The sequence below is a fragment of the Niallia sp. Kr1 genome (assembly GCF_050389805.1).
GTDB lineage: Bacteria > Bacillota > Bacilli > Bacillales > Cytobacillaceae > Bacillus_BD.
In genome coordinates, this window is the sequence record NZ_CP130945.1 from 1,336,481 (window position 1) to 1,348,286 (window position 11,806).

General features: G+C 36.3%; 12 protein-coding genes and 1 tRNA gene. 9 read left to right on the forward strand and 4 right to left on the reverse strand.

The window, feature by feature from the left end:
• Nucleotides 1-13: 13 nt before the first annotated feature.
• The 4 genes from Q5760_RS06670 (at nucleotide 14) to Q5760_RS06685 (ending at nucleotide 3,620) form a co-directional block, all read left to right on the forward strand.
• Nucleotides 14-814, forward strand: a complete 801-nt coding sequence (locus Q5760_RS06670) for an ABC transporter permease (RefSeq protein WP_428912512.1) — start codon at nucleotides 14-16, stop codon at nucleotides 812-814.
• 85 nt (nucleotides 815-899) lie between these two features.
• Nucleotides 900-2,039, forward strand: a complete 1,140-nt coding sequence (gene ssuD / locus Q5760_RS06675; protein ID WP_428911423.1) for an FMNH2-dependent alkanesulfonate monooxygenase — start codon at nucleotides 900-902, stop codon at nucleotides 2,037-2,039.
• Between the two features lie 14 nt (nucleotides 2,040-2,053).
• Nucleotides 2,054-2,599 carry an NADPH-dependent FMN reductase gene (gene ssuE / locus Q5760_RS06680; RefSeq protein WP_428911424.1) on the forward strand — a complete coding sequence of 182 codons (546 nt, stop codon included), beginning with the start codon at nucleotides 2,054-2,056 and terminating at the stop codon, nucleotides 2,597-2,599.
• Nucleotides 2,600-2,837: 238 nt separating this feature from the next.
• Nucleotides 2,838-3,620: a DUF4097 family beta strand repeat-containing protein gene (locus Q5760_RS06685; protein WP_428911425.1), complete on the forward strand. Its 783-nt coding sequence runs from the start codon at nucleotides 2,838-2,840 to the stop codon at nucleotides 3,618-3,620.
• A 52-nt stretch (nucleotides 3,621-3,672) separates the two neighbouring features.
• On the opposite strand, the gene Q5760_RS06690 is transcribed toward Q5760_RS06685, so the two are convergent.
• Nucleotides 3,673-3,960 carry a hypothetical protein gene (locus tag Q5760_RS06690; RefSeq protein WP_428911426.1) on the reverse strand — a complete coding sequence of 96 codons (288 nt, stop codon included), beginning with the start codon at nucleotides 3,958-3,960 and terminating at the stop codon, nucleotides 3,673-3,675.
• 12 nt (nucleotides 3,961-3,972) lie between these two features.
• Entirely contained in the window at nucleotides 3,973-5,205 is a 1,233-nt protein-coding gene (locus Q5760_RS06695; RefSeq protein ID WP_428912513.1) for an MFS transporter, read from the reverse strand.
• Between the two features lie 230 nt (nucleotides 5,206-5,435).
• Between Q5760_RS06695 and Q5760_RS06700 the strand changes: the two genes are divergently transcribed.
• Together Q5760_RS06700 and Q5760_RS06705 are read left to right on the forward strand one after the other, a co-directional pair.
• Entirely contained in the window at nucleotides 5,436-6,206 is a 771-nt protein-coding gene (locus Q5760_RS06700; protein ID WP_428911427.1) for a phosphosulfolactate synthase, read from the forward strand.
• Entirely contained in the window at nucleotides 6,188-6,736 is a 549-nt protein-coding gene (locus tag Q5760_RS06705; RefSeq protein WP_428911428.1) for a histidine phosphatase family protein, read from the forward strand. Before Q5760_RS06700 ends, Q5760_RS06705 begins: the two co-directional genes overlap by 19 nt.
• A 40-nt stretch (nucleotides 6,737-6,776) precedes the next feature.
• On the opposite strand, the gene Q5760_RS06710 is transcribed toward Q5760_RS06705, so the two are convergent.
• Together Q5760_RS06710 and Q5760_RS06715 are read right to left on the reverse strand one after the other, a co-directional pair.
• A complete protein-coding gene (locus Q5760_RS06710) occupies nucleotides 6,777-8,240 on the reverse strand; it encodes a spore germination protein (RefSeq protein ID WP_428911429.1) in 1,464 nt (487 codons plus the stop codon).
• Between the two features lie 194 nt (nucleotides 8,241-8,434).
• Nucleotides 8,435-9,049 (reverse strand): YitT family protein, encoded by a 615-nt coding sequence (locus Q5760_RS06715; protein ID WP_428911430.1) that lies wholly within the window; start codon nucleotides 9,047-9,049, stop codon nucleotides 8,435-8,437.
• 245 nt (nucleotides 9,050-9,294) lie between these two features.
• Between Q5760_RS06715 and Q5760_RS06720 the strand changes: the two genes are divergently transcribed.
• From Q5760_RS06720 to Q5760_RS06730, 3 genes are all read left to right on the forward strand, one after another.
• Nucleotides 9,295-9,367: transfer RNA gene (locus tag Q5760_RS06720), tRNA-Val, on the forward strand.
• Nucleotides 9,368-9,562: 195 nt separating this feature from the next.
• On the forward strand, nucleotides 9,563-10,759 hold the full coding sequence (locus tag Q5760_RS06725; protein ID WP_428911431.1) for an MFS transporter: 1,197 nt from the start codon (nucleotides 9,563-9,565) through the stop codon (nucleotides 10,757-10,759).
• 149 nt (nucleotides 10,760-10,908) lie between these two features.
• On the forward strand, nucleotides 10,909-11,772 hold the full coding sequence (locus Q5760_RS06730; RefSeq protein WP_428911432.1) for a fumarylacetoacetate hydrolase family protein: 864 nt from the start codon (nucleotides 10,909-10,911) through the stop codon (nucleotides 11,770-11,772).
• Nucleotides 11,773-11,806 lie beyond the last annotated feature (34 nt).

Genomic DNA, 11,806 nt, shown 5'->3' on the forward strand with positions numbered 1-11,806 from the left:
AAATGCTCCAACTATTAAAAAAGGGATTAAAGGAAAAAAGGTAAATACCGTCATGCTAAGAGGGGTTGTAGTTCCCCTCATCATGATCATTATTTGGCAATTAGTTGGTACTTTTTTTGAAATACCAAAAACAGTCTTACCAACACCGCTTGATATTTTACAAACCTTTCAAGCATTAATCGTTTCAGGTGAATTAGCTAGTCATTTGCAAATTAGCTTAACACGGGCAGTGATCGGTTTTCTGATTGGAGCTGGTTTAGGTTTATTGTTTGGAGCGATAACAGGACTTTCTAATTTAATAGAACAATATGTGGATCCAACCCTGCAAATGTTAAGGACCATACCGCATTTAGCCTTAACACCACTTTTTATACTTTGGTTTGGTTTAGGAGAGTTATCAAAGGTGCTGTTAATCGGCCTAGGAGCTTTTTTTCCAATATATGTGAACACATTATCAGGGATTAGAGGCGTAGATAAAAAATTATTCGATGTCGCACGTATTTTGGAATTTAGTAAACGAAAACAAATTACAAAACTAATTTTTCCGGCTGCTTTGCCAAATATTTTATTAGGGGTGCGATTATCCCTTGGAGCTGCTTGGCTAGGATTGGTTGTTTCAGAGTTAATGGGAGCAAGTGAAGGAATCGGGTATTTGATTATGGATGCAAGACAATTTTCTCGTACTGATGTCGTGTTTGTCGGAATCATTCTATTTGCTGTTGGTGGTAAATTAGGAGATTCGTTAGTTCGATTTCTTGAATCGAAGTTATTAAAATGGCGTGATAATTTTGACGGAAAGAATAGTGCTTCGTAAGAAAAATTGGAGTTTTATTGATTTAAAACCACCTAAACACAGTGGTTAACTTTAAATTAAAAAGAGATAAAAGGAGTGTTTTTAAATGGAAATATTATGGTTTATTCCAACGCATGGTGATAGTCGTTATTTAGGAACAACAAAAGGAGGTCGTCTAGCAGACTTTTCTTATTTTCGTCAAGTAGCACAAGCGGCAGATCGTCTAGGGTATACAGGAGTGTTAATTCCTACTGGAAGATCTTGCGAGGATCCTTGGACACTAGCATCATCTCTTGCTGCAGTTACTGAAAAGTTAAAATTTTTGATAGCTGTTCGCCCAGGTATCATGACACCTGCCGTAGCCGCAAGAATGGCTTCAACTGTCGATCGTATTTCAGATGGACGTTTGCTTATTAATGTTGTTGCTGGTGGAGATCCTGTTGAACTTGCAGGGGATGGACTATTCCTTTCCCATGATGAACGATACGAAATAACAGATGAATTTTTAGCGATATGGCGCAGGCTTCTGGAAGGGAAAGAAGTAAATTTTTCGGGCAATCATTTAAAAGTGGAAGGTGGAAAACTATTGTTCCCGCCTGTTCAACATCCTCATCCTCCTATTTATTTCGGTGGGTCCTCACCAGCAGGGCAGACCGTTGCTGCCAAACATTCAGATGTCTACTTAACATGGGGAGAACCACCAGCACAAGTGGCACAAAAAATAAATGATGTAAGTAAATTAGCTGAGAAAGAGGGAAGAAAGGTACGTTTTGGAATACGACTCCATGTAATTGTAAGAGAAACAGAGGAAGAAGCTTGGAATGAAGCAAATCGACTGATTAAATATGTTGATCAAGACACCATAAATGCTGCCCAAAAAGTATTTGCACGGATGGATTCTGTAGGACAACAAAAAATGGCACAGTTACACAAAGGAGATAGGGATTCCTTAGAAATTAGCCCGAATCTTTGGGCAGGTGTGGGTCTCGTTCGTGGAGGTGCTGGTACCGCATTGGTTGGGGATCCTATACAAGTAGCAGACAGAATTAAAGAATATCAAAGTCTAGGTATTGATACATTTGTTTTATCAGGTTATCCACATTTAGAGGAAGCCTATCAATTTGCTGAACTAGTTTTTCCATTATTATCTTTAAATAAGAATCAATATTCGGGCAATGGTATCAGTGGTCCATTCGGAGAAGTAATTGCGAATCAAATCTCACCAGATAAGGTGAAATCAATTTAAGAAAGGTGACTTTCATGGCCAATATCTTAATGATCTCAGGCAGTCCGACAAAGGTTTCACGAACATCCGCTTTGGCTACGTATTTAAAACCAATTATAGAGAATCATGGACACTTTGTTAATAAGCTCCAAATTCGGGATCTGCCACCAGAAGCATTAATTTATGCTCAGTTTAAAAATCCTGAAATTATTAATGCTTTAACTTTAGTAGAACAAGCAGATGCACTTATTGTCTTAAGTCCAGTTTATAAGGCAAGCTATACTGGAGTTTTAAAAAGCTTTTTTGATTTGATTCCAGAAAAGGGACTCTTTGGGAAAAAGGTTCTTCCCATTGCAACAGGGGGGTCTATCGCTCATTTACTTTCTGTAGAGTACGCCTTCAAACCACTGTTTTCCATACTTGGCGCTAAAGAGTTCATCGAAAGTGTTTATATTGTAGATTCACAACTATCCTATACAAAAGATGATGTGAATTTTACAGACTCGGAAACTGAAAAAAGATTGCTAAAATCGATTACTAAATTACTAAACTCGTTGGAGGAGAAAACGAACTCCATTTGAAATGAATATACATGAAATGAAAAGTGACCTACATGGTGGCGACCCCTAAAAGTTAGAGTAATAAATCTAATTTTTAGGGGTCGCCACCTTTATAGGTCCTTTTTGTGTTGAATAGAATTTTTTAGATTTTCATACATCTTAAGTCTTAGATTGAAATAAATCTACAGAACATTGTTACCCATAGCATTTTCAACTAGAATGAAATTACAATAAGTGAATTAAGAAAAGAGGGAATATTTTGCAAAAACTATTGATTTTCGTGGTGATTTTAGCAGGGGCTTTCATTCTTTTGATAACCATTCCGTCATGGTTACCCTTTGGGAAAGGAACAGAAGCAGCGCTTACAAAGGATATTGATTTAATTCAATTGGATGTTTCAGGCATTAGTACCATTATTATTCCGGAGAATCGAAGTAATCTTGTCGCTGAATTGGATGGGAAAGGGCAAGTTGAAGTGAAAGAAGAGGGAGATAGCATTAAGATTGAGTATAAACGGAATTGGTTTCAAACATTTTCTTTCTTTAACAATCCTAAGTTATTCGTTTATATTCCTGAAGATTATAATCGGGATATCGATTTAGAGGTGGGATCGGGGAATATTGATTTCAAAGGAAATACAGATTTCCATATCAATCATCTGTCAATGGATGTAAGCTCAGGAAATATAACCATTGATGCATTAACAACGAAAAAATCTGTTATGGATGTTCGTTCAGGAAATATTGATTTAAAGCATCATGTTGGTCAAATTGAAGCAGATGTTTCATCTGGAAATTTATTGATTCAAATGGATGAATTAAATGATTCTGTTAAACTAGATGTAAATTCAGGACATGTGAAATTAGACATACCAGAGGATGCTAATTTTACATTAGATGGTGAAGTGAACAGTGGATTTATATCCAATCATTTTGAACTAAAAGATAAAGTACAAGATAAACAAAAATTATATGGAATATACGGTACAGGTGAGCATGTCATTAATATGGATGTATCAAGCGGTGTGATTGAAATTAAATAGGTCCTAACATAAACAGACCTCTATTGGAAGTAATAGAGGTCTGTTTTCATTATTACTCTTCTTCCTCTTCATCCGTGTTAAGGGTAATTTTTTTACAGCCGATGTATAAACACGAATAGACTTCGATTCCAGGTCTTGCTTTAGATAATCCTTTTACATATGGAGTGACGATATCTTTAAAATCAGCCCCGACTTCTTCGTCTTCAAGGATCCCATAGACATAGAGCTTCTTTTCGTCAAATAAAAAAGCCACGTTTCCAAGCGCTTTTTCTTTAGCATCGACGACATTCAAAACTTGAAACTCTGGAGTGACGACTTCTGGTGAGAAATAAACTGGCACTGAGAATCCTCCTTAAGTAAATTGTAACTTATCAAATAACGTATCTTTTTTCTTATTGGTTTCTTTAGACTTTTCTTTTTTCCCAACTTGAATTAAAAACGCACAAAGGATTCCAACTACAAGAGTTAATCCAGCAGTTGATAAAAACATCCCTGAACGAGACCAGTCCATTAATGAGCTGTAAACCGGCGGTCCGATCGCAACGCCTAAAAAGCGAACAGAGCCGTATAAGGAAGTAACAAACCCTCGTTGGTCAGTGGAAACAGACCCTGTAATAAAGCTATTTATACAAGGAAGAGCAAGCCCCGTCCCAATGGAACTGATGACAAGAATGGCGAAAAAAGGAATCAAACTTTTGAAAAAAATTAAAGATGAGAAAGAAACGGTCATAAGTATCAATCCAAAAACGATTAACTTTTTCATTCGTTTCATTTTTTTTCCTATATGACTACCCGTAATATAAGAAGTTATTGTCATAAACAAAAGTGGAATGGCTAAAATAGCTCCTTTTAAAACCCCATCAATTTGATAATCGCGCTCTAGAATATCAGAAATGTAAAATAAAATCCCAAATAACGTAAAGAGACAAGTTGCACCAGCCAGGTAAGCCACTAGCAGCCATCGACCCTCTGTTTTAAAAACAGATATCAGCCCTTTTACATATTTACCTAGCGGAGTACTCTCCTTGTAGGATTTTTTCTCTTTTACGTAAAAAATCACAAGCAAGATCGAAATTAAACAAAAGACAGGAAATGCAAAAAATACAGCATACCATACAAGTAACGCAAGCAAAGAACCGATAATGGGACTAACCACTTTCCCAAAGCCATTGGATGCTTCTACTAGCCCCAAAACTCTACTTTGCTCGCTGCCTTTAAATAAGTCACCCGATAAAGCCATCGCCATGGAAGTGGTTCCAGCAGCACCAATCCCTTGCATGATTCGACCAGCTAGAATCCAAGTGTAAGCATTGCCAAACCATGCCGCAGCAGCGCCTGCTAAAATCCCTCCACCCCCATATAAAATAAGTGCCGGAATCACGATCGCTTTGCGTGAAAATCGGTCGGATAGATAACCTAAAATCGGAATCATGATCGCTGCACTTATAGAAAAAACGGAGATCAGTAAACTTGTTTGAAACTGGGTAATATCTAATTCGCTTTTCATCTTTGGTAATATTGGGATTAACATAGAGTTCCCGAGCACAAGAATGAGTGGAATAGATCCGATTGCAGCAATGGTCATGCCTTTATGTTTTTGCTTTGGCACTGATGACACCTCTGATCCTTTATAATCTAATTGAAAAAATCGGTAAACAACGATGATCCCTCACAATAGAAGTTTCACTTTATTGTTTGATTCGAGCCAATTGATTATTCATGGTCATATTTTTAAAAAAAATTTCTGAAGCAAAATCTACACATTCACCTAATTTTTGAATAATCTATTTTAGGGTTTGTAGAGGGGGAGTTTAGATGGATTTTTTAACACTACCGAAAAGGACAAATGGAGAAAGACAATATGGGCTTACATCGATTATTGATCTAGGAATATCTATTGGTGAACTTGGAAATATCTTACGGGATTACCATTCATTGATTGATATTGCAAAAATTGGAATTGGTTCAGCATATGTAACTCCAAATTTGAAGGAGAAAATTCAACTTTATAAAGAATATGGGATTAAAACATATTGTGGTGGAACTTTATTTGAGAAAGCTTATTCGCAAAATAAAGTGGACGAATATTTAACATGTATAGACTCCTTAGGGGTTCAATGGGTAGAAGTGTCCAATGGTACTTTTCCAATATCATTAGAAGATCGCTGTGAAATGATTCTAAAAATAAAAAGGAATTTTCATGTCTTAGCTGAAGTAGGTTCAAAGGATTCGGAAGAAGATATGTCACTGTTAGATTGGAAGAATGAAATCAATCAATTATTTGCTGTTGGCAGTGCCTATGTGATCACTGAGGGTAGGGATTCTGGTACATCAGGTATTTACCAGAAAAATGGGAATGTGAGAGAAAACCTCATTAGTGAGCTTGTGAATGATTTGGATGTAAATCGAATTATTTTTGAAGCGCCAACGCCTAAACAACAAATGTATTTTATTAACGAAATTGGTGCAAATGTAAATTTAGGAAATGTAAAAATTCATGATGTCCTACAATTAGAGTCACAGAGACGCGGGTTGAGAAGTGAAACGTTTTATTTGGAGGAAGCTGGATGCAAATTACCCTTATAAGGCATCTACCAACAGAGTGGAATGTGAATACATGGTTGCAAGGACGAAGGGATATTGATATTTTACCGGTAACCGAAGAAGTCCAAGAACAAATAGAGTTAAATAAACGGGAATTAAAAGAGCTTGCGCCTTTTCAGTTTATCTTAGCAAGTACATTAAAAAGAACACAGCAAACAGCGAGTTTATATGGTTTTGAAACAACTATTGAATCATTATTAGATGAATTAGATTTTGGAAAATTTGAAGGGCGGACCAAAAAAGAATTAATGGATGAAATGGGAGAGGACTGGCTAGAAAATCCTCGAAATTTAATTCTTGGTGAAAACTTGACTTATTTTGAAAGTCGAATTATTCATTTTTTAGAAAAATATAAAGAAGCAAGCAATATTCTTATATTTGGTCACGGTGCATGGATTCGTGCTTTTCTATCATTTGTCACAATCGGTCATATTAATCAAATGAATAAAATGATCGTTCAAAATAATGAATGCATCACAATACAGTTTAATACTCGTACCCTATTAGCATAAAAAGAAGATCCTCGATTTAGGATCTTCTTATTTTCGTTAATTATCGGTCTGGATCTCTTGGATTTAAAATTCTCGGTCGTCTATTTTTCAATGGAATGGGTGCACGGATAAGTACATCACGCATCGCCCGGATATTAAACGGGATGAATGGCCATAAATAAGGAACACCAAATGATTGCATTCTCGATAGGAAAATAATGAATAAGGCAATCCCAATTATATAACCTGGTGCATGGAATGTAGCCGTTAACAGTAATAAACCAATTCTTACGAGTCGATTTGCAAGACCTAGTTCATAACTTGGTGTTGCAAATGTCCCAATCGCTGCAACAGAGAAGTATAAGATGACCTCATTTGTGAATAAACCTACTTCTACAGCTACTTGTCCAATCATCAAAGCCGCAACAAGTCCTAATGCAGTAGCTAGTGATGTAGGTGTATGAATTGCAGCCATTCGCAGCATATCCAGCCCTACTTCAATTAGTAGAAACTGTATGAGAAGGGGGATATTCCCACTTTCATTCGGTCCAATAAATTTTAAAGCTTCTGGTAATAGATGTGGATCCATCACAAACAAATACCATAAAGGAAGTAAAAAGATCGAAGCAATAACGGCTAGATAACGAACAAACCGTAAATAGGCACCTGAAATTGGGTTATTTCGATATTCTTCAGAATGTTGGAGATGGTGCCAATAGGTAACAGGTGTAATCATAGCTGAAGGAGAGCCATCGACAAAGATGATGACATGACCTTCAAAAAGATGAGTGGCTGCAGTGTCAGGTCTTTCCGTAAAACGGACGACTGGAAAGGGATTCCAATAACTACCGGAAATATATTCTTCAATCGTTTTGTCAGCCATCGGGAGTCCATCCGTGTCGATGCTGGAAATAATATCTTCTAATTTAGAGACAGTTTCCGGATCAGCAATATCCTCAACATAACAAAGAACAACATCTGTTTTTGACCTTCGACCAACCTGCATAAATTTCATTCGCAGTGAACGGTCGCGTACTCTTCTTCTTGTTAAGGCTGTATTAAAAACAATCGTTTCAACAAATCCATCTCTTGAACCACGAACAACTCTTTCTGTATCGGGCTCTTCGGGTCCTCGGACTGGGTATGTCCGTGCATCAATTAAAATTGCTTCATCAATACCATCAATGATCAATGCTGTTGGACCGGATAACACCCCACTGACAATTTCAGTTAAATCATCCGTAGTACTGATTTCAATATATGGGATATATGTTCTTAATAGTTTCTTTAGGGTGTTTTTTTCGAGTTCTTCCTTTTTAACTTTTGCTAAAAACTTCATTAATAAATGGAGTAGATCGTCTTTAACTAGTCCATCTACTAAAAACATCGCCATTTTACGTTCTGCGTACTCCACATCTAAATGGATGATATCAAAACTTTTTCCTACTCCTAGCTCCTGTTTTAAGTAGGTGACGTTTTCCTCAATGCTTTCCTTTACAAGTACTTTATCTTTTTGTTGTTCCATAATTCACCTTCGCGTCTATCCAATATTTTCTAAATGGCTATTCCCATAATAGACAGAAGGGAAAAAATTCATACCTTTTAGTAGAAATGTTTTATCTGCTTCATTCGGTAGAGAGGGAGAAGTTAAGAGTGGAGTGGTTAAATGGAGTAAGGCTGTCTATATTTTGGATTTTTTTAAGGAAAACATAGACAACCTTATCTTTTTCTCCAACTGGGAGATAAAAATTTATATTTATGGAATTTAAAACGATGGATGAGATCAATCATATTCGTGGAAACAAGCTGGCATATAATCGCATACGCAACAATTTTATAATCAATTACAATAGATGTGATTAAAAAAATGATGAGATTAATGACCATCATGACTTTTCCTGGTCTCCAATTTCGATAAGACGAAATCATTAATGCAGGAATGACCATCCCGCCGCTGGAAGCTCCTTTCCGAATGAGAATGCCAACACCCAATCCAAAACCAATCCCTCCAATGAAGAGTTCAACAAGAATATGGAAATGAAAATGAGGAATCAGAGGCGTAATAATACTAACGGTGGTTGAAGTAACAGCAACCGATAATAAAGTTCTAAATGTCCATGTAAACCCAAAATAGTTAAGAGCAAAAATTAAAAATACGGCATTGGCAATCCATAGTGCAAAACCAAGTGGGAGATGGAGGAAATGATTCATTAAGATAGCTAGTCCTGCTCCACCGCCAGAAGGGATGGAATGTGGGAATAAAAATAAAGACATGGATAATCCTTGAAGAATGGCCCCACAAAGTAAGAAAAAATATGTTTCAATTGTTTTCATATATTGTAACGATTCCTTTTTTCTTAAGCATATTTAGCACTAGCCATTCCTCCTTCAAAGACATTCAATCCCTTGTCCATTTTATGTGTATGAAGGGAGGATTATGACTAGACCACTCTACTCTAAATAGGTAGTAACTTCTTTTACCAAACGGAAAAACTATTTTATTTTCATTGAATGATTGACAAAGCATTGAAACTAATATATATTATTAAATGTCCGATCAATAAATATTATATAAATACGATTCCGTAGCTCAGCTGGGAGAGCGCCACCTTGACAGGGTGGAGGTCGCTGGTTCGATCCCAGTCGGAATCATCTAAAAAACCCTTGATTTTTCAAGGGTTTTTTTCATGGACATAGGCTTATTTCTCCAACTACAAGTAAAGGAGCTTTATCCATATCTTTTTTATTTGCCAGATATATAAAAACAGGTATAATCACTTTATTGATATAATAATTAAGTCTTTCAAACTCGAGTTGAAAACCTGATCTGAAGGAGATATCTTATAAATGGGACTACAAAAAAATATTAAAGTCACCTTGACTATTTTATTAGGCAATTTATTTCTTGCCTTTTTAGGTATCGGACTCGTAATCCCTGTTATGCCAACCCTCATGCATGAACTGGATATTACCGGTTCAATTATGGGATACCTTGTTGCTATGTTTGCTTTATTTCAATTAATTGCTTCTCCCATTGCAGGAAAATGGGTGGATCGATTTGGACGAAAGCCAATGATCATTATTGGTTTGATTATTTTTGGGATTTCTGAGTTTATATTTGGTGTAGGAAAAAGTGTTCAAATTCTATTTATCTCTCGTATGCTCGGTGGAATAAGTGCAGCTTTTTTGATGCCGGCAATTACCGCTTTTATTGCAGATATTACAACAAACAACGAACGATCCAAAGCATTGGGTTATATGTCAGCTGCGATTAATACAGGATTTATTGTGGGACCAGGGATAGGGGGCTTTTTAGCGGAAGTACATACTCGACTTCCTTTTTTTGTTGCGGCGATGTTTGGTATTGTAGCGGCAATCCTTTCTTTTCTTTTATTAAAAGAACCAGAGAGAGGTTATCACAAAGATATTCAAAAAACGATACAAATCGATCGGAAGGATACAGCCAAGAAAATTCTTCAACCTTTATATTTCATCCCATTCATTTTGATTTTAATTTCAAGCTTCGGTTTGGCTTCATTTGAGTCACTTGTCAGTCTTTTTCTAGATGTTAAATTTGCTTTTACACCAAAAGATCTTGCGTTTGTGATCATGGGTGGAGGACTGTTTGGTGCAGTCGCTCAGCTATTTTTATTCGACTGGATGGCTAAGAGAATCGGAGAGATCTCTATTGTGAGCTATTGTCTTATTTTATCCGCATTCCTTACTCTCGTGATGACGATGGTTCAAACGTATCTGGGTGTCGTACTTACTACATTTATATTGTTTGTTGGTTTTGATTTATTCAGACCAGCGATTACGACTTATTTATCTAAAATGGCTGGCAATGAACAGGGGTTTGTTGGAGGGATGAATTCCATGTTTACGAGCATTGGAAATATATTTGGACCAATTCTAGGTGGGGCACTATTTGATGTGAATATAAATTATCCATATTATTTTGCTACAGTTGTTCTAATTATTGGTTTCTTTATTTCGATTTATTGGAAGAAAGCCTCATATCCAACACGTTCATTAACAACATAAATGCTAATTAAGAGGACTGTTCGATAAAAACAAGAGCAGTTCTTTTTTTATTAGCTTTTTTTGGATAATAAACAATTCGAAATATAAAGGAAATTGTCGCATGTTAAGAGAATTAGTAAAGGGAAGACATTTGCCTAGGAGGTATAAAGATGAGAATTCTACAGTTTTATTTGGACAATCAAATTAAATTAGGGATTAAAACAGAAAAAGGAATTATCGATGTGGATCAGGCTCCCTCTATGTTATCGATTGAGGCACCTAAAAATATGGAAGAAGTGATTGCTGGCGGTGAACAGACGCTACAATTATTAATGGAATTGACAACTAAGGAAGTATCATATCTTTCGGAAGAGAATCTTTCATACGCACCTTGTTTAACACAACCTGAAAAAATTGTATGTGTAGGCTTGAATTATGTCGACCATGCGAAAGAATCGAATATGGAAATCCCAAGTTACCCAGTTTTATTTAGCAAATTTAATAATGCTTTATCAGGACATAATCAAACGATTCAGCTTCCAAAAAATGCGGAAAAATTTGATTATGAGGCTGAACTTATCATTGTAATGGGGAAAGAAGCGGTAAATGTTTCAAAAGAAGATGCTTTATCTTATGTATTTGGATACACAGTTGGAAATGATTTATCTGCACGTGATCTCCAGTTCCGTTCAGGTCAATGGTTACTTGGTAAAACATGTGATGAATTTGCTCCAATCGGACCTGAAATTGTAACACCGGATGAGTTAGATCCAACAAACTTAAATATTCAATGTAGAGTAAATGGAGAGATCCGTCAATCGGCCAATACTCGTGATATGATTTTTGACTGTGCTACAATTATCAGTTACCTATCCCAACACATCACATTAAAACCAGGGGATATTATTTTCTCAGGAACACCTGACGGGGTGATTTTAGGGTATCCAGAAGAACAGCAGGTGTGGTTAAAGTCAGGTGATGAAGTTCAGGTCATGATTGAAGGGATCGGGACTTTAACAAATAAATTAAAATAAAATGAAAAAAGCTATCGGCAAGACTGGGCACTAT